Genomic DNA, 22,622 nt, shown 5'->3' on the forward strand with positions numbered 1-22,622 from the left:
ATTTCAAGCAAAATTGGCCTCTGGCGCTTATCCATCAAGCGCCAACAGCTATCAAAACAGAAGTAACTCGCACTGAGGCGGGCACATGACCGAACTGCTCGACATCCTCGCCAACCCCGCGTTCTGGATCGCCACCCTGCGCGTGGCCACGCCGCTCATCCTGGGCACGCTGGGGGTGCTGCTGTGCGAACGCGCGGGTGTGCTCAATCTGGGCATTGAAGGGATCATGGTCGCGGGCGCTTTCACCGGCTGGCTGGCGGTGTACGCCGGCTACGGGCTGTGGACGGGCGTGCTGGTGGCGGCGCTCACCGGCGCTGTCTTCGGGCTATTGCACGCCTGGCTGACCGTGGGGCTGGCGCTGTCGCAGCATGTGTCGGGGCTCGGCATCACGCTGCTGGCCACGGCGCTCAGTTACTACGGCTATCGCGTGAGCTTCCCCAAAGTGAACACACCACCCACCATCGAGCCGTTTGCGCCGATGGAGTGGCTGGGCAGTCCCATCCTGTCTGCGCAGACGCCGCTCACGCTGCTGGCCCTACTGCTGGTGCCGCTGCTGGCCTGGGTGCTGCTGCGCACACCGCTGGGATTGGCCGTGCGCATGGTGGGCGAGAACCCGCAGGCGGCCGAAGGCCAGGGCATCTCGGTGGCGGCCACACGCACGGGCGCCATCGTGGCGGGCTCGGCGTTGATGGGCTTGGCGGGGTCGTTCCTCACGCTGTCGGCGTTCAACGCGTTCTTCTTCAACATGATCAACGGCCGGGGCTGGATCTGCGTGGCGCTGGTGGTGTTTGCGTCGTGGCGGCCCGGCAAGGCGTTGCTGGGTGCGCTGCTGTTTGCGTTCTTTGACGCACTGCAGTTGCGGCTGCAGCAGGCGGGGGATGCATGGCTGCCGTACCAGGTCTATCTGATGCTGCCCTACCTGCTGTCGATCCTGGCGCTGGTGCTGGTGGCGCGCAAGGCGGCGTATCCGCAGGCGCTGATGAAGCCGTATCGCAAGGGAGAGCGATGAAGCTTGTTCCACATACTTTTGTCCGTTGGCTGGCCCCGGCTGTGCTGGCCTGCGCGGGCCAGGCCCACGCACTGGGGATGGAGATGCCGTATGAGTCCTTTGCCACTGCACCCGATGTGGACTGGATCAAGGTCTGTGGCCAGTGGCCCGCGCCCGAGCAGCCCGGAGAAAGCCGCGGCATGTATCGCATCGTGCACGCCACACGCTACGCGCAGTCGTTCTTGTACCTGCAGTGGATCGTGCGCGACAGCACCGACAGTGCCACCGAGGTCCACTCCGAGAGCTTTGCGCAGATCAACAACGACCACGCCTCCCTCACGCTGAGCAAAATGAACTGCCAGGCCACGCGCCGAGGCATTCGTTTTACGGCCCGGGCGGAGTCGGGCCATGGAGACCGTGCTTTCCGCATCACCATCGATGCAGGGCACAAGCCAGGCGATGTGCGTTTTCGCACTACTCAGAAGCGCTGAGCCCCTCGACCATGCCCGCCACACCGGTTCATCCCATCGCACCTGCTGCGCTGCCACCCACGGTACTGGCGCGTTGGCAGTTCGACACCACCGACGCCAACCCCACCACGGTGTTGCCCGATGGCTGCAGCGACCTCATCCTGCATACCAATGCGCGCGGCCAGTCTGCCTGGCATATCTCTGCATTGGCCGATGCCGCAATGGTCGTGCCGGGGCGTGCGGGCGAACAATGGCTGGGCTTTCGCCTTGTACCGGGCACCCGCATTGACACACCAGCCTTGTTGAGGTCTGCACAAGCTATCTGGCAGCAGGCCCAGCACCGCGCAGGGCGGCCCTCCTTCAGCTTGGCCGGTGGTGGCACAACGGCGCCGGAAGCCTTGTTGCTGGAAGCCATCGACCAGCACACCCGCGCGGACCCGCGTGCGCAAGAAGCGCTCCGCTCGCTGGCGCATTGCCGCACCGTAGGCGCAGCGGCGCACAGCCTGGGAGTCTCAGAGCGCAGCCTGGAGCGCCTGACCCAACGTACCACCGGCCAAACGCCCCGCTTCTGGCGCGCCCTGGCCCGCGTGCGCAGAGCAGCACAGGCCTTGGGCACTGTGCAACCGCTGGCCGAAATTGCGGCGGATCACGACTATGCCGACCAGGCGCACTTCAGCCGCGATTGCCTGCGCTGGCTAGGGCAAACACCCGCGGCGTTGCGCGGCACACCGCAATTGCTGGCCACGGTGGCGCAGGCGGGCTATGGCTGATTTTTGGGTGAACCCAGCGCCGATGACGGAGCGACGCTGTCCAAGCCGAAGTGATCCCTGCAGTTCAAGCGGCCGGGGGCGCCACAGGCGTGCACAGCTCCACCAGCGCCCCGTTGATATCCGCCACATAGGCCACGGTCTGGCCCCAGGGCATTTGCTCGGGCGCCTGCACCAAGCGCGCACCGGCATCCACCGCGCGCTGCACAGCAGCGGCCACGTCGGCCGTGGTGAACGCGATCTCGAAACTGGGCGCATCGGCCGACGCGCGCTGCGGGTTCTTGCCCAGCTCGGCCATCAGCCGCAGCGACGAAAAGGCCAGCGCGGTGGCTCCGGTGTCCAGCTCGCCAAAGTCGCCTGCCTCGTGTACAAAGCGGCGAGCAAAGCCGAAGGCAGCTTCGTAAAAAGCGATGGTTTTTGGAACGTCTTCGACGTAGAGAATCGTGTAGCCAAATTGCATGAGAGCTGCCTTTGTAAGAATGGATGCGCTAAAACGTTGATGCGCAAAGCGAGACCCAGAGCTTAGGCACAGAGCCCGCTCACGTCTTGAAAAAACCCGACACTACGACCTGAACCGCCCACGCCATGCTCGACCTGCTAATCACCCACGTCACCCTGCCCGATGGCCGCCAGAATATGTCCATCGCCGTGCAGGACGGCCGCATTGCCGAAGTGACCGAGGGCCTGCAAGCGCCCGCGCATGAGACGGTAGATGCCGGTGGCCTGCTGGTAAGCCCGCCGTTTGTGGATGCGCATTTCCATATGGATTCGACCCTGAGCTACGGCCAGCCGCGCGTGAACGAGAGCGGCACGCTGCTGGAAGGCATTGCGCTGTGGGGCGAACTCAAGCCGACGCTGACGCACGAGGCCATCGTAGAGCGCGCCCTGCGCTATTGCGACATGGCCGTGGCGCGCGGACTGCTGGCCATTCGCAGCCATGTGGACACGAGCCACCCCAGCCTGCTGCCAGTGCAGGCCCTGCTGGATGTGAAACAGCGCGTGGCGCCCTACCTGGACCTGCAGCTCGTGGCCTTCCCACAAGACGGGGTATTGCGCGCGCCGGGCGGGCTCGACAACCTGAAACGCGCGCTCGACATGGGCGTGGACGTGGTGGGCGGCATTCCCCACTTCGAGCGCACCATGGCCCAGGGGGCCGAGAGCGTGAAGATCCTCTGCGAGCTGGCCGCCGAGCGCGGCAAGCGCGTGGACATGCACTGCGACGAATCCGACGACCCGCACTCGCGCCACGTCGAAACCCTGGCGTACGAAACCCAGCGCCTGGGCCTGCAGGGCCGCGTGACGGGCTCGCACCTCACCTCCATGCACAGCATGGACAACTACTACGTGAGCAAGCTCATCCCCCTGATGGCCGAGGCCGATCTGGGCGTGGTGGCCAACCCGCTCATCAACATCACCTTGCAGGGCCGCCACGACACCTACCCCAAGCGCCGGGGCATGACCCGCGTGCCCGAGCTGATGGCTGCGGGTCTCACCGTCGCTTTCGGCCACGACTGCGTGCTCGACCCCTGGTACAGCGGCGGCAGCGGCGACATGCTGGAGGCCGCGCACATGGGCCTGCATGTGGGCCAGATGACCAGCCAGGCAGGCATGCGCCAGTGTTTTGATGCGGTGACGGTAAACCCCGCGCGCCTGCTGGGGCTGGAGGGTTACGGCATTGCGCCCGGCTGCCACGCAGACTTCGTGTTGCTGCACGCGCGCAACCCGGTGGAGGCCATCCGCCTGCGCGCTGCGCGGCTGGGGGTGTGGCGGCGCGGCCAGCGAGTAGCGAGCAGCCCAGCGCCGGTGGCACAGTTGCGCCTGCCAGGGCGGCCAAGCAGTACAAATTTCATTTCAACGGGCAGCTCTTGAGGTCTGTCGCAGTTCGCATGCCTCGACGCCGAACGCCACGACCTCGTGGTGACCCAGCGTGCCAGACGACTACCATCGGGACACTCCCGCGGGGAATGATCATCCCGTGCTGCACCACGTCCAGCGCCTGAACCCCTTGGTCGCTTTCGCCATGCACAAACAACTCCTCCTCTTCATTGCGGCGCTGACATTCAGCGCCACTGCCAGGGCGGAAGCAAGCCTTGCGGATCTGATTTTCATGATGCCCAAGCTCGTCTTGATGGGCATCTACAACGAGTTAGCCAGGCCCTGGCTGCTGGCGGGCCTGTGGGGTGCTGCCGCATTGTTCTGGCTGGTGCGCGCGATCACCGGCCGAGATGCCGTCGGCGAACTTCTGGATACGTTCACCTACCCACGCAAGCCCTGGATCAATACCAGCAGCTACGGTGCCATGGCTTTGCTGGCAATGGCCACGCTGCTTTATGTGCTGGTGGGCTACGCCCTGTGGGGAGCCCCCCAACGCTATGGGGGGCCCAGTTTCCCGCAGCATTCAGCACAGCCATCGAAGGGGCCTGTCGTCAAGCACACCCTGCCCTACCCTCATGGCAAATCACCAGATAACCGGCGAGGCGAATGGCCCAAATCCAGTGGCCGCTTACTCGGCCAACCTTACCTGGCCGCTGGTGGGGACACCCTGATCACGCTAAACAATCCCGGCGATGAAGGACTATGGGTGCGCCTGTGCGCAGCGGATGCCAACCCCTGTTCCCCGCTGAGGCAGGCCTACTTGTCGCCCCGCGGAGGCTACACACTGGACCGCGTGGACGAAGGCAAATACCGCGTGATATTTACCCAGACCAGTGGCAAGAACCTGTCAGGAAGCACCCGCGCGTTCTCAGTCACCGGAGACCGAAGGGGCAGCTTCAATCTGCCCCTGAAAGAATTCGACACCAAGCCCTGAAACTCTCGCCCGGTGTGGGACACAGGAAGCGCTGGTGCACTCATGCCATGCGCGCAATCGTCTTGCGAAACCGCGCCAGCGCCAGGCTGAACAGCACCGCCCCAATGCCCAGCAGCCACACCAGCGACGGCCACACCACCGCCCAGCCCGCGCCCCGGTAGAGGATGGCCTGGGCCAGTTCGGTGAAGTGCGTGGTGGGCGCCAGGGCCATCACGTACTGCACCCACAAGGGCATGCTCTCGCGGGGCGTCATGCCGCCCGACAGCATCTCCAGCGGCATCATCACCAGCACCATCAGCAGCCCGAACTGCGGCATGCTGCGCGCCACCGTGGCCATGAAGATGCCCATGGACGTGGTGGCGAACAGATGCAGCGTGGCCCCCAGCAGAAACAGCGGCACCGAGCCTTCGATGGGCACGCCAATCGCCCAGCGGATCACCGCCGTGAGCGACACCCAGGTAGCGACCAGCACCACCAGCGCCATGGCCCAGACCTTGGCCAGCATGATCTCGCCCGGGGTGACAGGCATGACCAGCAGGTGCTCCACCGTGCCATGCTCGCGTTCGCGGATCAGCGCGGCGCCGGTGAGGATGATGGAGAGCATGGTCACGATGTTGATCAGCTCCATCAGCGACCCAAACCACGCAGGGTTGAGCGCCGGGTTGAAGCGCGAGCGCACCGTCAGCTCGATGGGTTGCTCGGCCACGGTGCGGTCGCGCTGCACGAACTCCGCCACTTCCAGCTGCACAATCTGCTGCACCGCCCCATTGGCCGCAAACGCCTGCCCCATGCGCGTGGCGTCGATGTTGAGCTGCACCTGCGGCACCCGGCCCGCCAGCACGTCGCGCTGGAAGTGGGCGGGGATGTGCAGCACCAGGGTGAAGCGGCCGGCATCCAGCAACGGGTCTACCTCGCGCATGCTGATCATGGCGGGGCGTGTGAACTGGGGCGCATAGAACGCGGTGGCGATGCGCTGGGACAAGGCCGAATCGTCCTCGTCCACGATGGCAATCGGCACGTGGTACAGCGTCTCGGGCTGCGCCATGCCGGCCGAGTACACCGCCAGCGTGGTGGTGTAGACGATGAGGAACAGCATGGCCGGGTCGCGCCACAGGCTCCATAGTTCCTTGATGCCTAACCTGAAAACGTTCGACCAACGACCTCTCAGCGCCATGTCAGGTCTCCTGCTTTTTGAGGAGCGCAATCGCAGCGCCGACGATGACCGGCACCGCCACCAGCATGGGCCAGAACTCGGCCTGGAGGTCTTGCAGGCCCAGCGCCTTGTTGAACACGCCCCGGCTGATGGTGAACATGTGGCTGGCCGGGTAGACCTCTCCAAACCAGCGCGCAAAGCCCGTCATGGACGACACGGGGTTGATGAGCCCCGCAAACTGCACGGCCGGAATGATCGTGCCCACCATGGCAAAAAACATGGCCGCAATCTGGCTGCGCGTGACGGTGGAGGCTAGGAGGCCCATGCCAGTGGAGCACAGGCTGAACAGCACGGCGCCTAGCGTCAGCGTGGCAAAGCTGCCGGTGATTGGCACACCAAACACCGTCACCGCCGCCAGGCACATGAGGCCAAAGTTGAACAGCGCCAGAAGCACATAGGGCAGCTGCTTGCCCAGCATGAATTCGGTGCGCGTGGTGGGCGTGACATACAGGTTGATGATGGAGCCCAGTTCCTTCTCGCGCACCACGGCCAGGGCGGTGAGCATGGCGGGCAGCATGAGCAACAGCAGCGGAATTACGGCAGGCACCATGGACGGCAAGCTGCGCACGTCGGGGTTGTAGCGGTAGCGCGGCTCCACCTCCAGCAGGCCCCGGGGCACCACGCCCGTGCGGCTGCGGCTTTGCTCTACCAGCCACTGCTGGTGCAGGCCCTGGGCGTAACCGATCACGGTTTCGGCGCGCTGTGGCATGGCGCCGTCCACCCACGCACCGATCTGCACCGGCTGGCCGCGTGCCACATCGCGTGCAAAGCCGGGCGGGATCTCCAGCGCCAGCGATATTTCGGCGGAACGCATGCGCGCATCCAGCTCGGCATAGGTGGTGATCGGCGGCTGCTCGGTGAAGTAGCGCGAGCCCGCCAGGTTCAGCGTATAGGCGCGGCTCAGCGCGGTCTGGTCGCGGTCCAGCACGGCAAAGCGCAGGTTCTCCACGTCCATGCTGATGCCGTAGCCCATCACGAACATCAGAATCAGCGAGCCCAACAGCGCCATGGCGCCCCGCACCGGGTCGCGGCGCAGCTCCAGCGCTTCGCGCCACTGGGTGCTGTGGATGCGGGCCAGGCTCTGGCGCAGTCGAGTGGGCCAGGTGGGGGCGTTGGGTGCGTGCCCAGGTGATGGGGTGGGCGGTGCCGTAGCAGCAGCAGGTTCCTGGGCCGGCGCGGTGCCAGCAGCGTCTTCCAGGTAGCCAATGAAGGCCTCTTCCAAGGTGGCCGCACCCCGCTTGGCCACGATGTCCTGCGGCGCAGCGCTCTCCAACACGCGCCCTGCGTGCATCAGCGAGATGCGGTCGCAGCGCTCGGCCTCGTTCATGAAATGGGTGGAGATGAAGATGGTGACCTTGTCGCGCCGCGCCAGCTCCACCATCAGGCGCCAGAAGTTGTCGCGCGCCATGGGGTCCACACCCGATGTGGGCTCGTCCAGAATCAGCAGCTCGGGCTGGTGCACCATGGCCACGGCCAGCGACAGGCGCTGGCGCATGCCCAACGGCAGCTTCATGGGCAACGAACTGCGCACGGCCTGCAGGTCAAAGCGCTCCAGCATGGCCGACACGCGCCCTGGCACCTCGGCCTCGGGCACGTGGAACAGCCGGGCATGCAGCACCAGGTTCTGCTCCACCGACAGCTCGCTGTACAGCGAAAACGCCTGCGACATGTAGCCCACCCGCCGCCGCGTGGCCATGTCCTTGGGGTCCACCGGCTGGCCAAACAGCCAGGCCTGCCCGTCGCTGGCGGGCAGCAGGCCGGTGAGCATCTTCATGGTGGTGGACTTGCCGCAACCATTGCTGCCCAGGAAGCCAAAGATCTCGCCGCGCTGGATGCGAAAGCTCACATGGTCCACCGCCACAAAGTCGCCAAACCGCATGGTCAGGTCGCGCGCCTCGATGGCGACGTTGGCGGCATCGTGGGCCTGCGACCGGTCCAGCGGCGGAATCTGCACCGCCTGGTGGCCCCGGCGCTTGGCCTCGGGCAGCAGGGCCACAAAGGCCTGCTCCAGCGCATCGTGGCCGGTGCGGGCCATCAGCTCGGCAGGCGTGCCGGTGGCCAGAATGCGCCCTTCGTCCATGGCCACCAGCCATTCAAAGCGCTGCGCCTCTTCCATGTAGGCCGTGGCCACGATCACGCTCATGCCCGGCCGCGCGGCGCGGATGCGGCCGATCAAATCCCAGAACTGCGCGCGCGCCAGCGGGTCCACGCCGGTGGTGGGTTCGTCCAGGATGAGCAGGTCGGGGTCGTGGATGAGTGCGCAGCACAGGGCCAGCTTTTGTTTCATGCCGCCCGAGAGCTTGCCCGCAGGCCGCGCCAGGAATGGGTGCAGGCCGGTGCTGCGCGTGAGTTCATCGATGCGCCGGCGACGCTCGGCCGCGTCGTGCCCGAACAGGCGGCCAAAAAACTGCAGGTTCTCTTCCACCGACAGCGTGGGGTACAGGTTCTTGCCCAGGCCCTGGGGCATGTAGGCGATGCGCGGGCACACCCGGCTGCGGTGGCGGCCTTTGGCCATGTCGCCGCCCAGCACCTCCACCGTGCCCTGCTGCACCGCGCGGGCACCCGCCACCAGCGCCAGCAGGCTGGACTTGCCCACGCCATCCGGCCCGATCAGGCCCACCATGCGGCCTGCAGCCACCTCCAGGTCAATCCCATCGAGCGCCAAAGTCCGCCCGTAGCGCTGGCCCACGCCACGCAGGCGGGCCACGGGTGCCGCGCTGCCGGGGAGGTTCACTGGCCGGCCTTGACAGCGAGATTAGCGGGCCATTCCACCGCAGGATCCACCCGCAGCCAGGCCACGCCGGGCAGGCCGGTCTTGACCTGGTCCTGGTGGCGCAGCAGCAGCGCCTTGTCGATCTGGGCCCGCACGCGGAACATGAGCTTCTGGCGCTCGCTGGCGGTCTCCACCGTCTTGGGGGTGAACTGCGCGGTGCTGGCGACAAACGAGACTTCTGCAGGAATCACAAAGCCCGGCGCAGCATCGAGCACGATGCGCACCTCGCTGCCCAGCGCCACGCGGCCCGCCACGGTCTCGGGCAAGAAGAAGGTCATGTACACGTCGCTCAGGTCCACCAGCTGCAGCACCCGGGCGCCCGCGCCCACCACCTCGCCGGGCTGCACCACGCGGAACTGCACACGGCCGTCGCGCGGGGCCTTGAGCTCGCTGTCGGCCAGCTCCACATCAATGCGGGCCAGCGTGGCCTCCAGCGCGCGCACGTTGGCTTCAGCACTCGTCACCTGCGTGCGCGACGCGCCAATGCCCGCCTGTGCGGCCTTGGCCTGGGCCTTGGCAGCCGTCACAGCGGCTTGCTGGCTGCGCACCTTGGCGCGGTCATCATCGAGCAACTGGCTGGAGAAAAAGCCTTCGCGCGCCAGCTGCTCAGAGCGCGGCAGACGGCGGCGGGCAGTGTCGAGGTCGCTCTCGCGCTGGGCCACCACGGCCAGCGCGGCCTGGTAGTCGCTTTCGCGCTGGGCCACCTGCACCTGGGCGCTGCTGATGGCCAGCTGCGCCTGCTGCAGCCGGGCCACGGCCTCTTCGCGCTGGGCCTGGAGGCCGTCGATCTGCATCCGGGCCAGGGGCTGTCCCGCTTTTACAAAGTCGCCCTCGGCCACCAGCACCTCCAGCACCCGGCCCGCCAGCTTGGTGGCCACGGCGATCTCGGTGGCCTCGATGCGGCCGTTGCCGCTCACAAAACCCGGGCCTGGCCCCTGGGCCTGCCAGGGCGCCCAGCGCAGCAGCAGCCATCCCCCCAGCAGCACCACGGCCAGGGCCGCGGCGATCTTCCATTGCTTGCTCATGGTCCATCCTTGTGGGCACATGGGCCCATCGGGGGATGGTAGCTTTGCACTCCACGTTGCCCCAAGCTGCAGCACGCCCTCTCTTGACCTGCATCAATCGTCCCCCCAACATCCGGCTTGCACCGGCCGCGCGTGGCTCTCACAACCGAAACCCATGACCGCCTTCACCCCCCCACCCCTTTCAGACACCCTGGCCTGGTTGCTGGGCCGTCCTGTCAGCGCCGAAGACGGGCTGCCGGAAGATGAACTGGCTGCCGCAAGCCATCGCCTGGGGTGCCAGGTGCCCCCTGCCCTGCACGCTTACTACGCCGCCGTGGGCAGGCGTGCCGATTTGATGGCCGGTTTTCAGCGGTTTGCGCCGCTGCAGGATTTGGAGTGCCTGGGCAACAAGCTGCTGTTTCTGGAAGAAAACCAGGCCGTGTGCTGGTGGGCCACCGATGCGCAGCGGCGGGTATGGCAAACCACCGACCTGGACGCCCCCGACTGGCACGAGGAAGACCTCGGCCTGGATGCGTTTTTGCACACCATCGCCTACTACCAGATGGCCCAGGGTGGCTACCCGTTCTGCGGCATGCGCGCGTGCCATGGGTTCTCAACGCAGGGGGACCTGGCAGCGCTGCTGCACGCCATGCACGCACAGGCCGTGGTGGATGTAGCAGGGCTGCGCATCTTCACCGTGGGGCCGCAGGCGCTGGTGTGGTACCTGCATGCCGAGGGGGCGCTTGCAGAGCCGGGCCTCTTCCTGAGCGCCCTGGACGCCGATCGCTTTGAGGCGCTGTGCGCCAAGTGGGACTTTGACGACCTGGGCTGATCTGACAATCAGAAAATATTGGTGAAAAATGGCTCCAGCGCTTATTGGAAGAGCGCTGTTAGCTATATTATTTGTAGCAAACAATCTCAATCAGAGTTGAATCCACAGCCCACACCGCACGGTTGTACCAGCCCTCCGCTCAGCCCCGCACATCAAACACCGACAGGTGATTGGCCAGGTGCATGGCGTGCGCCTGCTCGTACTGCGCGCGGCTCAACGCCCCGTAGGCAAAGTGCGGCTGCAGCGGCCCGGCATGGGCGGCAAAGTCCTGCACGGCCTTGCGCAGCCGGGCCAGGGCCGCTGACGCGTCGGGCGTGGACGCATCCAGCGCGGGCGCGCCGGGAATGGGTTCTGCCAGGTTGTGGCTCATGCGGCCGCGCAGGGCAAACACGTTGAAAGCCGCTGCACCCAGCGTGTTCTGGAACAGCGCCGACTTGGGGGCCGGAAAACCCTGCAGCGAGAACTCGATGCTCTGTGCGCAGTGCTCCAGCGTCTGCGACCAGCTCCAGGCCGTGGCGGGTGCCAGCGGCTGGACCGCCGCGCCTGCAAGGCGTTCTACCTCTTGCATGGCGCCCGCCAGGGTGCCAAAGACGAGTTGCCGATCGTTTCCGGGCCGGTAAAGCAGATAACCAGCACCACAGACCGCCACCACACCCAGGGTGGCCAACCCCGTACCCGAACGGAGGAACGCCCTGCGCGGTACAGCGGGTGGGGTGGGCGACACATCGAACGGGGCACCCGGATTGCTGCCGTGGGGATTGCTTGCCATGGGATGGTGGTCAGGTTGTTGTGGGCCGAAGGGGTGCCCACCATTTTGCCGCCAGCAAATGCTGCAGCGGCGCAGCGAAGGTCGGGCAGCCGACACAGGCGGTGCGTACGGCGGCTCAAGCAGCAGTCGCTGCTGGCGCCACCGGAGTACCCACGATTTTTTCAGACACTTCCACGCGGTTGCGGCCGCGCTCCTTGGCCAGGTACATGGCCTCGTCGGCGCGCTGCAGCGCAGCGCCCGCCGCGTCGCCGTGGGCACACAGGGTGACGCCCACACTCACGGTCAGCGGAATGGACTGCGGGCCCGTGGCCACTGGCTGGGCTTCGACCAGCGCGCGCAGGCGTTCAGCCACGGCCAGGGCACCAGCGGCGCTCGCGTTGGGCAGGAAGATGGCGAACTCTTCGCCCCCCAGGCGCCCCATCACGTCTTCCTTGCGCAGGCAACGGTGGGCCAGCATCACAAAATGGCGCAGCACATCGTCGCCCGCCCGGTGACCCCAGGTGTCGTTGATGTTCTTGAAGTGGTCCAGGTCCATCACCAGCACGGGCACAGCCGTCCCGGTGCGCTGGGCGGCACTGATGGCCTTGTCCAGCAGCGTGAGAAACGCGCGGCGGTTGAACACGTTGGTCAGCGGGTCCATCTCGGCCAGGTGCCGCAGCTCGCTGGTGATGAACTCGTTGGCCAGCATCAGCGCACCAAACCCCAGCAACACCACGGCCACAATGGCCTCCAGCAGAACAAACTGCGATACCAGCGTCACCAGTCCGGCGTCTGGCAAGCCGCCGGGCGCAACGGGAGCGAGCTTGAACAGTGCCGGACGCAGCAACAAAAACAGGCCATGCAGACCCGCCACCAACGCGAACAGGTAGCGCGCCGGCACGCGGCGCACGCCACCATCGGCCATCGTGCGCGCCGTGAGCAAAAAGCAGATGCCCGCACCCAGCCCCACAAAAACAAACCGCATTCCCAGATGGGGCTGCACCACGGTGAAATACACCGACGCGACCATCAGGGCCCCGATACCCACAACCGCATACCAATGAGAAAACGGGCGTCGCCCCATGTACATGCGGCTGGCCATCAGGCACAGGTAGGCTGCCAGCGACACCGAACCTTGCGAGATCACCACCGCCACCACCTCGGGAAACCAGTCCCGCACCAGCAGACTCACGCTGAACACCGACCCCAGCAGGAACGACACCATCCACAGGCGCAGGCCGGGAATGTTCCGGTTGAACGACCACACGGCATACAACACCGTGGTGACGAGCGCAGTCAGAAGCGCTGCGATGATGAGGAGTGTGGGGCTGTGCACTTTGAGGGCGGGCTGGCGGGCGGCTGGAATGTTAACCGGACCGCCGCCGGGCACCGCGCTGCGCGGCACCTTTCCTTGACCTGTGTAAAGGTGCCGCCTGGTGCAAATGGGATAAATTGAGCGGATGACGGCGCCAAGCCCGCAGCGTGCCGTTCGCGGCTAGGAGGCTGCGCGGAAGAAGGCATCGAAGCGAGACGTGCGAAAACCGAGGATCGCGTGGTGCTACCGACAAGCCCAGGGTGGGCCCCTGGGCGCAAGAGGTGGTCCCACGCGAGACCGGTTTATCGCGCGTTGCAGCCGATGTTCCTTCTGCCGCGCAGCCTCCTAGCCCACCACATTGCATTCCCGGCGCAGCAGGGCCAGGGCATCGTGCATCTGGTAGTCCATGTCGCTGAGCAAGGTTTTTTCTGCGTCCTGCACAAAGCTGGTCCACAGCGCGATGTAGTCCTGCTGGTGCACACCGGGCGCGTGGGTGCGGATGAACTCGGTGGCCAACGCGGGCTGCAGGCCGGATTTGCGCAGTTTGCGCACCAGGCTGGCGGCGGTCTTTTCGGTCAGCAGGGTTTTCTTGGGCACACCCGCAGCCAGGCACAGGAACAGCGTGAGCAGCGAATGCTCGTCATCGTTGCCCTGGGTGGTTTTTGTCCAGGTCTTGCTGGCGGGCAGCGGGGGTTCCTCGCCCTCCTCCAGCGCATCCAGGCTGCGGTGGAAGTTGTCCACCTCGGCCAGCGGGTCGTCCAGCAGAAAGTAGCGCGCGCGGAAAGCGCCGGTGGGGCGCAGCAGCGTACGCACCAGTGTGGCGGAATCCAGCAGCCTCGGCAGGTCGGCCAGCACACTGGCGCAGTGCGCTAACACCACCTCGCGCAGTTCAGCAGGCAAACCAGGGGGCAGGCGCAGCTGTGAAGGCGGCGCCAGCTTCTTCTTGCGCTGTGCCATCAGCATTTTTTCGAACGCGACGGTGTTCGGCCATTCGCCCAGGTCCATGGACCTGGGCGCCAGGGCCAGCATGAGCAGGCCGGTGCGGATGACGGCTTCAGCATCGGCACCCGCAGCTTCGAGCTCGTCCGGGTCCAGGTCGAACTGCTCGGCCAGCCACTGGGCGGCATGGATGGCCTGCGCAATCTGCGTGCGGCGCGCCAGCTCGGCCCGGTAGTCAGCATGGCTACGCAGTGACCACACGGCCAGTAGCGGGGTCTCGGCATCGGCATAGCCCGCCATGCCAAAGTTGCTGCTCTCGGGCATGCCAATCAGGCGCTTGAGCATGTCTGAGCCGCCCTTGGAGCGCGACAGCAACGAATGGTCGCGCAGCGAGATGGCGGCCTGGTGCAGGTCGCCCTCAGTGGTATCGATCAGGTACAGGCTGATGAGGTTGACCATGCGGTCACGCGCCTTCTCCAGCTCGGGCCGCAAAAACTCGCTGCCAAAGTAGCGGGCAATCTGCACCATGCCCTTGGGCGCATCGGCATTGATGGCGGCCAACTTGTCGGCACCAATCACGCCATGCTGGACGCCATAGGCCAGAGCCTTTTCAAAGAACGGGCGGGCGTCGTGCAGTTGCAGGGTGTTCGCGACTGCAACCGGATGGGCATCAGGGGAAGGCGTATCGGGCAGGGTCATGTGGGTATCCATCGCGCTAGGTGTTGCTCACGGGCCCGGCAACTGGCGCGGCCCCAGGCCAGGACCGCCGAGCAAGGGCCGCCCCGCAGCGAGGGCGGTGTCCCCCGTCCCGAATGGCGCAGCCATTCGAGAGAAGGGGGAAGGCGCTACGCGCCTCAGGGGGTTGTTCTCTAAATCGCCGATTCCTCATCCGACGTACGTGCGGCGGGCGTGGCCTTGCCGCGATCCGTCTCGCTGGTCTCGAATTTGCCGTCGTCTTCCTCGGCGGGCGATTCGTCGCCCTCTTCCAGGCCCAGGTCAAAGGCACGTGCCTTGGCGCGCAGCACCAGCAAGGTTTCGATGAACAGGTCGCGGCACTCGTAGCGCAGCAGCCAGGCCATCTGCATCCAGTCACGGTCGGCCACCTCGTCCAGATCGATGCGCGGCTGCACGTAGCCCGAGGCGAGCAGTTCGTCGTCGGTCAGCGTGGGGCCATAGTCTTCCACCGCGTCAAACGTGCCGGTGCGGGCAAAGGCTTCGATGCGGCTCCACTTTTCGGCAAAGTAGTTGGCCAAGGCCTCGGCGCCACCGTCCAGGTCGCCAATGGCAGTAAGAAACTCCACCGGGTCGGCATCGTCGCGGAAGATGACCGCGTTGACCATGCTGCGCAGGTGCGTGTGGGTGAGGTCCTTGTACTGCTTTTCAAGCACCATGGCGCGCGCGAACTGCTCAGGGGTCACCAGCATGTTGACCACAGAGGCCTTGGACTCGTCGTACTCGCGCATCACGGCCAGAATGTCCTTGGGGGCCAGCTGGTCCAGCACCACCATCAAGGCGTTGTCGCCCTCGGCATCCGCCAGCTCCGACAAGGCCGATTCGGCGCCCACGATGTCGCCCGCCGCGATCAGGCTAGTGGTCTTGGTGATAAGGGCGAGGTGTTGGTTGTTGCTGCTCATGGTCGTCACTCCTTGCGGTCAAAACCCGCGTCGGCCAGCCAGTTGGAGCTGGCCTCTTCGCGGCTGCGGCTGTTTTGTGGGTCCGCAGCGTCATCGGCGCTCAGTGCGTTGTAGTCGTCATCATGCTCTGCGGCGTCTTCACCGTCATCGGCGTCGCTGTCACCCTCGGCCGACGAGGCCGCATGGTGCGCCAGGCGGGCGTGCTGCTGCAGGTATTCCAGCCCTGCAGCCACAGCCATGAAGCGGGCGCCCTGCGGTTCGCGCAGCACGGTTTGCGCCAGGCTGCTGGCCCAGGGCTCCAGCGCGATGGCAGGCGAGAGGCTGTGCCAGTCGGGCAGTTCGTCCACCGGCAGGCTCAGCAGGTGTTCCACCACAGCCGGCTTGGTGAAGCGAAAACCCTGGTGGAACACCACGGCCACCATTTCGGGGGCCAACTCCATCATCTGGACCAGAAAGGCAATCTCGTTGCGCTTTTCGGCCAGCCGCTTGCGCAGCACATCCTTGCCTTCGGAGTCGGAAACCAGGTCGTCCAGCTCGGCCTGGTAGGCAGAGCGCAGGTCATAAAAATAAGGGGAAAGTTTCACGGAGTGGTCGTTGTCAAAATGCGCGTGGAATAGGCTTGCCAGATCTCTTGGGCGGTGTGCAGCGGGTCGTCCAGCAGGTTGCGGCGGCGGTTGTCGTCGTAGGCCTGGCGGGCGGTGTCGTCCGACAGCACTTCATAGGCTTTTTGCACAGCCTGAAAGCGCTGGGCAGCGTCGGGGGCGTCGTTGCGGTCCGGGTGGTAGAACGACGCTTTCTGGCGAAAGGCTTTCTTGATGTCGGCCAGCGATGCGTTGGCCGCAAGCCCGAGGGCGGCGTAGTGGTCTGCGGTCATGGATGATTCAATGGAGCGGGGGCGGTATGAAACTGGCACCGGCCACCAGGCCAGCGGGCCACCACCATCAGCCGCCCAGGCTCACAAACACGTTCTGCACGTCGTCGTTGGAATCGATGGCGGCCAGGAAGTTCTCCACCTCTTCGAGCTGTTCGGCGGTCAGGTTGGCGGGGTTTACCGGGTTTTTGGGCTTGTAACCCAGCTTGACCGACAGCACATTGAAGCCGTGGGCGGGCAGCGCACGGCTCACCAGATCGAGGTCGGTGGGGTCGGTCCAGAAGGTGGTGGTGCCTTCTTCGTCGCCTGCTTCAAAATCTTGTGCACCGGCTTCGATGGCGGCCAATTCGGGGTCGGCGTCGGGGTTGGCGGGCTCGGCCTCGATCATGCCGACATGGTTGAAGTCCCAGGCCACCGAGCCCGAGGTGCCCAGCTGGCCCTTGCGGAACAGCACGCGCATTTCGGGCGCGGTGCGGTTGACGTTGTCGGTCAGGCATTCGACCATCACGGCGACCTGGTGGGGCGCAAAGCCTTCGTAAATCACGCGCTCGTAGTTCACGGCATCAGCACCGGTGCCCGAGCCCTTTTTGATGGCACGCTCCAGCGTGTCCTTGGGCATCGAGGCCTTGCGGGCCTGCTCTACCACCAGGCGCAAGCGCGCATTGCTGGCCGGGTCGGCACCGCCGCGCGCGGCCACGGTGATTTCCTTGACCAGCTTGCCAAACAGCTTGCCCTTGGCGTCGGCCACCTGTGCCTTGCCTTTTGCTTTCCACTGCGCGCCCATGGTGATGTCTTTCTTGGAGTTGTGGCGCACCAGGGCGCCTGTCGAAGTGATGGAGGCCCATTCGAGCACCAAAAGCCCGAAAAAAGCCCCTGTGCCGGTTGGAACCGAACCCTATAGGGTACCACCGAGCCACCCGTTGCCTTGCCGCCACGCCCAAGCCTGCGCCCAGCCTGGGGACAGGTAACCTCAGCACCATGCAGGCCCTTCGCTTCCCCGTCATTCAGGACCACTGATGCTCAACACCTTGTGGCTGGGCTTTTTTCTGACCGCTGCCGTGGCCGCACTGGCCCAGTGGCTGGTGGGCGGCAATGCCGAGATCTTTTCGTCGATGGTGCAGGCCCTGTTCCAGATGGCCAAGCTGTCGGTCGAGGTGATGGTGCTGCTGTTTGGCACGCTCACGCTGTGGCTGGGTTTCTTGCGCATTGCCGAAAAGGCGGGCATTGTGGACGCCCTGGCGCGCTGGCTGGCACCGCTGTTTGCCAAGCTCATGCCCGAGGTGCCGCGCGGCCACCCCTCGCTGGGGCTGATCACGATGAACTTTGCCGCCAACGCCCTGGGGCTGGACAACGCGGCCACCCCCATGGGTCTGAAGGCGATGAAAGCCCTGCAGGAGCTGAACCCCGAGCCCGACACCGCCACCAACGCGCAGATCCTGTTCCTGGTGCTCAATGCCTCTTCGCTCACGCTGCTGCCGGTGACGGTCTTCATGTACCGCATGCAGCAGGGGGCGCCCGACCCGACGCTGGTTTTTTTACCCATTCTGCTGGCCACATCAGCGTCCACGCTGGTGGGCCTGCTCAGCGTGGCAGTGGTGCAGCGCCTGCCGCTGTGGAGCCCCGTGGTGCTGGCCTATCTGCTGCCCGTCGCACTGGTTCTGAGCGGCTTCATGGCGCTGCTGACCACCTTGAGCGCCGCCGCGCTGGCCCAGTTGTCGTCCTTGCTGGGCAACCTCACGCTGTTTGCGCTGATCGTCCTGTTCGTGGGCATCGGCGCGTGGCGCAAGGTGCCCGTGTACGAAGCCTTCATCGAGGGCGCGCGCGAAGGTTTTGACGTGGCCAAGGGCCTGCTGCCCTATCTGGTGGCGATGCTGTGTGCCGTGGGGGTATTCCGTGCATCGGGGGCGCTGGGCTATGTGCTCGATGGCATCCGCTGGTGCGTGCAGGTGCTGGGTGCAGACACCCGGTTTGTGGACGCTCTGCCCACTGCGCTGGTCAAGCCGTTTTCAGGCAGCGCTGCGCGCGCCATGCTGATCGAGACCATGCAGACGCAAGGGGTAGACAGCTTTGCGGCGCTGGCTGCAGCCACCATTCAGGGCAGTACCGAGACCACCTTTTATGTACTGGCCGTGTACTTTGGGGCGGTGGGCATTCAGCGTGCGCGGCACGCGGTGGGCTGCGCGCTGTTGGCAGAACTGGCGGGGGTGCTGGCAGCCGTTGTGGTGTGCTATCGGTTTTTTGGTTAAAGTTATTGAATAAAATTGCCCTATCGCTTATCTATCAAGCGCTAGCAGCTATAAATTGAATAGCAACTTGCTCCTACCCAATTCCTTCTCACTGGGGCCATTCCGACGCTCCCACCGGGGGTTGCCCCTGAGCGCACCACGGACCCCAAAGACTTCGGGGTGGCTTGCACGGACCATCCAAAGCCAATTGGTGGTTTCCACCATGCGGGCGACTGAGGCGGTACCTATGCTCTGCCTCATGGGCGCGCAAGCGGCGCCACGGCAGCGATCGAGCATGTCGTCCCTTGCTCCAGGGCTCCCGGAAAACGCCCTTCACCACGTTCCATGACATTGCCCCCCAACCCCACAGCGCCCCATGACGCCGAAGAGCGCAGGCACTCCGAGGCCCTGCTCCAGCTGTGCAAACGCCTGGAACGCGCCTGGACCTTGTCCGACGTGCTCGATGCCGTCAAACCCATGGGAGAGAGTGTTTTTGACTACCGCCACGTCTGGCTGGCCCTGATTGACGAATCCTCGGGGATGCTGGACTTCCTCACACACACCACCAGTGGTGAGGAGGGTGCCCTAAGCCGCCAGCTGCAGACCATGAAAATCCCCGTGAAGGGGGATGCGCTGCTCGAAGAAATCATGCAGGCCACCCACGTCGTGGTGGTGGAAGATGCCCGCACCGACCCACGCACCAACAAGGCCGTGGTCGCCGTGCTGCACAACCGCACCATCGTCAATGTGCCGCTCATCATGGCGGACCAGCGCATGGGCGCACTGGGCATGGGCACTTATGGCGACGAGGAAGGCGTGCGGCCCCCCAAGCCCTGGCAGATCGCACTGATGCAGGCCACCGCTGGGCATCTGGCCGTGGCACTGGACCGGGTGCGGTTCATGACCGCGCGGCACGAGGCCGAAGAAGCGCTGCTGCAGCAAAAGGAGCGCCTGCAGGTCACCCTGCACTCGATCAGCGACGCCGTGGTCACCACCAACGCCACGGGGCTGGTGCAGTACCTGAACCCTGCAGCCCAGACGTTGACAGGCTGGTCGCTGTCCGCCGCCTGCGGACGCAGGCACCAGGACGTGCTGGGCCTGGCCCCCGAACCTGGCACCCAGGCTGCCCCCGACCTGGTGGGCCGCGCACTGGCGCAAGGCAGCACCCAGTTGCATTCCAAGCTGCGGTCCACACCACTGGCAGGAGCCCCCCTGCTGATGGACCTGTCCGCCTCACCACTGCTGCGCCCCGGCGGGGATGCTGACGGTGTGGTGCTGGTGTTTCGCGACGTGACCGAGGCCAGCCGGCTGAGTCGCGAAATGGAGTTCCAGGCCCTGCACGACACGCTCACGAGCCTGGGCAACCGCCGCGCGTTCGAGCACCTGCTGGCCCAGGCCTTTGCCGCCACGCGGGAGGCCTCCGACCGCCACTGCGTGTGCTACCTTGACCTGGACAATTTCAAGGTGATCAACGACACCTGCGGCCATGCGGCAGGGGACGAACTGCTGCGGCAGGTGGCGCGCCTGTTCCTGGCCCACCTGCAGCCTCAGGATCTGCTGTGCCGCCTGGGAGGCGACGAGTTCGGCATCCTGCTGTGGCAGCAGGACCTGCAACAGACTTTGAAGGTCGCAGAGCGCATGCAGCAGGAACTGGCCGCATTCCGTTTTGGTTGGCGCGACCATGTGTTCAGTGTCAGTGTCAGCATCGGAGCCGTGGTGCTGGATGCCGCCACCGAAAGCGTGGGCGCCTTGCTGCAGGCGGCAGACAGCGCCTGCTACGTGGCCAAGGACAGGGGGCGCAATCGCATCCACGTCTATGCCGAGAACGACCCTGCCCTGGCGCAGCGCTATGGCGTCATGGAATGGGTCAGCCGCATCGAGCATGCGCTACAGCATGACCGGTTTGAGCTGTTTGGCCAGCCCATCGCCCGCCTGGGCACACTGCAGGGCAGCCCGCCGCACGGCCTGCATTGCGAGATCCTGCTGCGCATGCGCACGGCCGACGGCCAACGGGTCTCGCCGGGCGAATTCATGCCCGCCGTGGAGCGCTACCACCTGGCCGCGCGGGTGGACCGCTGGGTCATCAAAAAAGCCCTGGCCTGGATGGCCGAACACCAGGAGCGTGTGGAGCTGTGCTGCATCAACCTATCGGGCCAGTCCGTGGGCGACGCCGCATTTTTGAGCCAGGTGCTGCAGGCCATGGACCAGACCCCGGTGCGCTGCGACCGCCTGTGTTTCGAGATCACCGAAACCGCCGCCATGGGCGACCTGGCAGCGGCCAACCGTTTCATCCACGCCCTGCGCGCGCGGGGCTGCCAGTTCGCGCTCGACGACTTTGGCAGCGGGTTATCGTCGTATGCCTACCTGCGCGAGCTGGCGGTGGACATGCTCAAGATCGACGGGCAGTTTGTGAAGAACATGGCCGACGACCCGGTGAGCTTCGCCATGGTGAAGTCCATCCACGAAATTGGCTGCCTGATGGGCAAGAAGACCGTGGCGGAGTTTGCCGAAAGCAAGGCCGTCGTGGACCTGCTGACCGGGCTGGGCGTGCACTTTGCCCAGGGATACGCCCTGGGCCGCCCTGCCCCGCTTGACGAGCTGCTACTGCAAACCGTGGCGCACTGACTCCCTGGTTGCCGCGTCAGCGGCGGGCGCAACGAAGGCGCTTCAGCCGCGCGGCGCGGAAGGCGATGCCGGTGTTACCGGGGCGGGAGGGGCAGCCACCAGCTCCCACTCGGCCAGTTGCTCGTTGGTCGCAATCAACCGCCCCACCAGCAGCTTGATGAAGGCCTTGTCAAAACACGACTGCAGGTCTTCGGACGCCCCGCGCAGCGCGGGGTTGCGCACCTTGAGCACCAGCACTTCGGACTCGGCCACGGCGGTGGCGGTGCGCAGTCTGTTGTCGGGGCGCAGGTAGGTCATTTCACCCAGGGTGACGCCCGCACTCAGTGTGCTGAGATTCCAGCCCTGGCGACTCACGGCCACCTGGCCCTCGATCAGGATGCAGAACGAATCGCCGGGCGTGTTTTCGCGCATCAGCACCGTGCCCCGCTCCAGCCGCCGCCAGTTGCCCAGGCGCATCAGCTCCCACAGAGCCACGTCGTGAAAGTCGGCAAAAAACGGCAGCGCGCGCAGGCGCGCAAAACGCTCGGCCTCGGTGTCTTGGGATTTTTGGCGGGGCAGACTCTGGTGGGCGGCCAGCAGCGCCCGTGCAAAATCGTCCCAGGTCGCAAAACGGTCGGAGGGCTGCTTGGCCAGGGCGCGCAGCAACACGTCGTCCACATGGGCTGGCAGCGACGCGCGCAGCAGGCTCGGTGGCGTGGGCGCCTCGTTGCTGATCTTGTAGAGCGTGGCGAAGTCGGTGTCGCCGTCAAACGGGCGGCGACCCGTGAGCAGCTCGTACACAACAACAGCCAGCGAGAACATGTCGCTGTGGTGCGTGAGGTCGTGTTCACGCACCTGTTCGGGCGACATGTAGGACGGCGAGCCCACCAGGCCCGACAGTTGCGTGGCATCGCTGCGCAGTGACAGCGCCGCACCAAAATCGGTCAGCTTGATGTCGCCGTCTTTGGCCAGCATGAGGTTGGCGGGCTTGATGTCGCGGTGCACCAGGCCTTCGCGGCACGCGTACTCGAGCGCGTTGCAGCACTTGAAGGCAATGTCCAGCACCTGGGGCACGGGCAGCAGTGCATCCGGCGTGGCATAGGCTGACAGGGGCTGGCCATCCACATATTCCAGCACCAGGTAGGGGGGCAGCGCCTCCTCGTCCGCATCGAGCAGGCGCACGATGTTGGGGTGGCGCAGGCGGCCCGACAGCGCAGCCTCGTTGCGCAGCAGCTTGCGGTAGCGCTCGGCCTGCTCGGGTACTTTCAGCAGATGGGCATGCGTCTGCTTGATGGCCACCTTGCGCCCCCTAAAGCCGTCGAGCCCCAGAAACACGATGCCGCTCGCACCCCGGCCCAGTTCACGCTCGATGCGGTACTTGCCGATGCTGGCGGGGGGCGCCGAGGTTGCTGTGGCCATGAGGGACTCCT

General features: G+C 65.6%; 20 protein-coding genes. 8 read left to right on the forward strand and 12 right to left on the reverse strand.

Features of this window, described 5'->3' with window-relative positions:
• The first annotated feature begins 85 nt into the window (after positions 1 to 85).
• The 3 genes from ACT89O_RS14215 to ACT89O_RS14225 are packed head-to-tail and all read left to right on the forward strand — an operon-like array spanning position 86 to position 2,228.
• The gene (locus ACT89O_RS14215; protein WP_487260384.1) at positions 86 to 1,009 is read left to right on the forward strand and encodes an ABC transporter permease; all 924 of its coding nucleotides are present in this window, start codon (positions 86 to 88) and stop codon (positions 1,007 to 1,009) included.
• Entirely contained in the window at positions 1,006 to 1,479 is a 474-nt protein-coding gene (locus tag ACT89O_RS14220) for a hypothetical protein (RefSeq protein ID WP_487260385.1), read from the forward strand. Before ACT89O_RS14215 ends, ACT89O_RS14220 begins: the two co-directional genes overlap by 4 nt.
• Before the next feature lie 11 nt (positions 1,480 to 1,490).
• Positions 1,491 to 2,228, forward strand: a complete 738-nt coding sequence (locus tag ACT89O_RS14225) for a helix-turn-helix domain-containing protein (protein ID WP_487260386.1) — start codon at positions 1,491 to 1,493, stop codon at positions 2,226 to 2,228.
• Positions 2,229 to 2,292: 64 nt separating this feature from the next.
• Here ACT89O_RS14225 and ACT89O_RS14230 read toward each other — a convergent pair whose 3' ends face one another.
• Positions 2,293 to 2,685 (reverse strand): VOC family protein, encoded by a 393-nt coding sequence (locus ACT89O_RS14230; RefSeq protein ID WP_487260387.1) that lies wholly within the window; start codon positions 2,683 to 2,685, stop codon positions 2,293 to 2,295.
• Between the two features lie 125 nt (positions 2,686 to 2,810).
• On the opposite strand from ACT89O_RS14230, the gene ACT89O_RS14235 reads away from it, so the two are divergent.
• On the forward strand, positions 2,811 to 4,094 hold the full coding sequence (locus ACT89O_RS14235) for an amidohydrolase family protein (protein WP_487260388.1): 1,284 nt from the start codon (positions 2,811 to 2,813) through the stop codon (positions 4,092 to 4,094).
• A 151-nt stretch (positions 4,095 to 4,245) separates the two neighbouring features.
• Positions 4,246 to 5,034 (forward strand): hypothetical protein, encoded by a 789-nt coding sequence (locus ACT89O_RS14240; RefSeq protein WP_487260389.1) that lies wholly within the window; start codon positions 4,246 to 4,248, stop codon positions 5,032 to 5,034.
• Positions 5,035 to 5,074: 40 nt separating this feature from the next.
• On the opposite strand, the gene ACT89O_RS14245 is transcribed toward ACT89O_RS14240, so the two are convergent.
• From ACT89O_RS14245 to ACT89O_RS14255, 3 genes are read right to left on the reverse strand one after another with little or no spacing between them, the layout of a single operon-like run.
• Positions 5,075 to 6,208 carry an ABC transporter permease gene (locus tag ACT89O_RS14245; protein ID WP_487260390.1) on the reverse strand — a complete coding sequence of 378 codons (1,134 nt, stop codon included), beginning with the start codon at positions 6,206 to 6,208 and terminating at the stop codon, positions 5,075 to 5,077.
• Position 6,209: 1 nt separating this feature from the next.
• Positions 6,210 to 8,981, reverse strand: a complete 2,772-nt coding sequence (gene rbbA / locus ACT89O_RS14250; protein WP_487260391.1) for a ribosome-associated ATPase/putative transporter RbbA — start codon at positions 8,979 to 8,981, stop codon at positions 6,210 to 6,212.
• Positions 8,978 to 10,045: an HlyD family secretion protein gene (locus tag ACT89O_RS14255; RefSeq protein ID WP_487260392.1), complete on the reverse strand. Its 1,068-nt coding sequence runs from the start codon at positions 10,043 to 10,045 to the stop codon at positions 8,978 to 8,980. The genes rbbA and ACT89O_RS14255 overlap by 4 nt, the downstream gene beginning before the upstream one ends.
• A gap of 154 nt (positions 10,046 to 10,199) precedes the next feature.
• Between ACT89O_RS14255 and ACT89O_RS14260 the strand changes: the two genes are divergently transcribed.
• Positions 10,200 to 10,856 (forward strand): hypothetical protein, encoded by a 657-nt coding sequence (locus tag ACT89O_RS14260; RefSeq protein WP_487260393.1) that lies wholly within the window; start codon positions 10,200 to 10,202, stop codon positions 10,854 to 10,856.
• A gap of 139 nt (positions 10,857 to 10,995) precedes the next feature.
• Here the strand turns inward: ACT89O_RS14260 and ACT89O_RS14265 are convergent, their stop codons facing one another.
• The 7 genes from ACT89O_RS14265 to ACT89O_RS14295 all read right to left on the reverse strand — a co-directional run bounded on the left by ACT89O_RS14265 (position 10,996) and on the right by ACT89O_RS14295 (position 17,147).
• Complete coding sequence (locus ACT89O_RS14265) at positions 10,996 to 11,625, reverse strand: DUF1569 domain-containing protein (protein WP_487260394.1); 630 nt, start codon at positions 11,623 to 11,625, stop codon at positions 10,996 to 10,998.
• 115 nt (positions 11,626 to 11,740) lie between these two features.
• Complete coding sequence (locus ACT89O_RS14270; RefSeq protein WP_487260395.1) at positions 11,741 to 12,940, reverse strand: GGDEF domain-containing protein; 1,200 nt, start codon at positions 12,938 to 12,940, stop codon at positions 11,741 to 11,743.
• 324 nt (positions 12,941 to 13,264) lie between these two features.
• Positions 13,265 to 14,557 (reverse strand): hypothetical protein, encoded by a 1,293-nt coding sequence (locus tag ACT89O_RS14275; RefSeq protein ID WP_487260396.1) that lies wholly within the window; start codon positions 14,555 to 14,557, stop codon positions 13,265 to 13,267.
• 170 nt (positions 14,558 to 14,727) lie between these two features.
• On the reverse strand, positions 14,728 to 15,492 hold the full coding sequence (locus ACT89O_RS14280) for a hypothetical protein (protein ID WP_121420331.1): 765 nt from the start codon (positions 15,490 to 15,492) through the stop codon (positions 14,728 to 14,730).
• A 5-nt stretch (positions 15,493 to 15,497) separates the two neighbouring features.
• On the reverse strand, positions 15,498 to 16,076 hold the full coding sequence (locus ACT89O_RS14285) for a hypothetical protein (RefSeq protein WP_121420332.1): 579 nt from the start codon (positions 16,074 to 16,076) through the stop codon (positions 15,498 to 15,500).
• Entirely contained in the window at positions 16,073 to 16,366 is a 294-nt protein-coding gene (locus tag ACT89O_RS14290; RefSeq protein WP_055396708.1) for a J domain-containing protein, read from the reverse strand. The genes ACT89O_RS14285 and ACT89O_RS14290 overlap by 4 nt, the downstream gene beginning before the upstream one ends.
• Positions 16,367 to 16,433: 67 nt before the next feature.
• Positions 16,434 to 17,147, reverse strand: coding sequence for a YebC/PmpR family DNA-binding transcriptional regulator (locus tag ACT89O_RS14295; RefSeq protein WP_055396756.1), 714 nt, complete (start codon positions 17,145 to 17,147; stop codon positions 16,434 to 16,436).
• A gap of 232 nt (positions 17,148 to 17,379) precedes the next feature.
• Here ACT89O_RS14295 and ACT89O_RS14300 point away from each other — a divergent pair, with 232 nt between their 5' ends.
• Positions 17,380 to 18,609: a nucleoside recognition domain-containing protein gene (locus ACT89O_RS14300; RefSeq protein WP_487260397.1), complete on the forward strand. Its 1,230-nt coding sequence runs from the start codon at positions 17,380 to 17,382 to the stop codon at positions 18,607 to 18,609.
• 324 nt (positions 18,610 to 18,933) lie between these two features.
• Positions 18,934 to 21,213 carry an EAL domain-containing protein gene (locus tag ACT89O_RS14305; protein WP_487260398.1) on the forward strand — a complete coding sequence of 760 codons (2,280 nt, stop codon included), beginning with the start codon at positions 18,934 to 18,936 and terminating at the stop codon, positions 21,211 to 21,213.
• Between the two features lie 42 nt (positions 21,214 to 21,255).
• Here ACT89O_RS14305 and ACT89O_RS14310 read toward each other — a convergent pair whose 3' ends face one another.
• Complete coding sequence (locus ACT89O_RS14310; RefSeq protein WP_121420335.1) at positions 21,256 to 22,611, reverse strand: protein kinase domain-containing protein; 1,356 nt, start codon at positions 22,609 to 22,611, stop codon at positions 21,256 to 21,258.
• Positions 22,612 to 22,622: the final 11 nt, after the last annotated feature.

The sequence above is a fragment of the Acidovorax sp. NN32 genome (assembly GCF_057597245.1).

Bases quoted from the DNA above. Each gene is read 5' to 3' on its own strand.
- ACT89O_RS14215 (WP_487260384.1), top strand. From the start codon at position 86: ATGACCGAACTGCTCGACATCCTCGCCAACCCCGCGTTCTGGATCGCC.
- ACT89O_RS14220 (WP_487260385.1), top strand. From the start codon at position 1,006: ATGAAGCTTGTTCCACATACTTTTGTCCGTTGGCTGGCCCCGGCTGTG.
- ACT89O_RS14225 (WP_487260386.1), top strand. From the start codon at position 1,491: ATGCCCGCCACACCGGTTCATCCCATCGCACCTGCTGCGCTGCCACCC.
- ACT89O_RS14230 (WP_487260387.1), bottom strand. From the start codon at position 2,685: ATGCAATTTGGCTACACGATTCTCTACGTCGAAGACGTTCCAAAAACC.
- ACT89O_RS14235 (WP_487260388.1), top strand. From the start codon at position 2,811: ATGCTCGACCTGCTAATCACCCACGTCACCCTGCCCGATGGCCGCCAG.
- ACT89O_RS14240 (WP_487260389.1), top strand. From the start codon at position 4,246: ATGCACAAACAACTCCTCCTCTTCATTGCGGCGCTGACATTCAGCGCC.
- ACT89O_RS14245 (WP_487260390.1), bottom strand. From the start codon at position 6,208: ATGGCGCTGAGAGGTCGTTGGTCGAACGTTTTCAGGTTAGGCATCAAG.
- ACT89O_RS14255 (WP_487260392.1), bottom strand. From the start codon at position 10,045: ATGAGCAAGCAATGGAAGATCGCCGCGGCCCTGGCCGTGGTGCTGCTG.
- ACT89O_RS14260 (WP_487260393.1), top strand. From the start codon at position 10,200: ATGACCGCCTTCACCCCCCCACCCCTTTCAGACACCCTGGCCTGGTTG.
- ACT89O_RS14265 (WP_487260394.1), bottom strand. From the start codon at position 11,625: ATGGCAAGCAATCCCCACGGCAGCAATCCGGGTGCCCCGTTCGATGTG.
- ACT89O_RS14275 (WP_487260396.1), bottom strand. From the start codon at position 14,557: ATGACCCTGCCCGATACGCCTTCCCCTGATGCCCATCCGGTTGCAGTC.
- ACT89O_RS14280 (WP_121420331.1), bottom strand. From the start codon at position 15,492: ATGAGCAGCAACAACCAACACCTCGCCCTTATCACCAAGACCACTAGC.
- ACT89O_RS14290 (WP_055396708.1), bottom strand. From the start codon at position 16,366: ATGACCGCAGACCACTACGCCGCCCTCGGGCTTGCGGCCAACGCATCG.
- ACT89O_RS14295 (WP_055396756.1), bottom strand. From the start codon at position 17,147: ATGGGCGCGCAGTGGAAAGCAAAAGGCAAGGCACAGGTGGCCGACGCC.
- ACT89O_RS14300 (WP_487260397.1), top strand. From the start codon at position 17,380: ATGCTCAACACCTTGTGGCTGGGCTTTTTTCTGACCGCTGCCGTGGCC.
- ACT89O_RS14305 (WP_487260398.1), top strand. From the start codon at position 18,934: ATGACATTGCCCCCCAACCCCACAGCGCCCCATGACGCCGAAGAGCGC.
- ACT89O_RS14310 (WP_121420335.1), bottom strand. From the start codon at position 22,611: ATGGCCACAGCAACCTCGGCGCCCCCCGCCAGCATCGGCAAGTACCGC.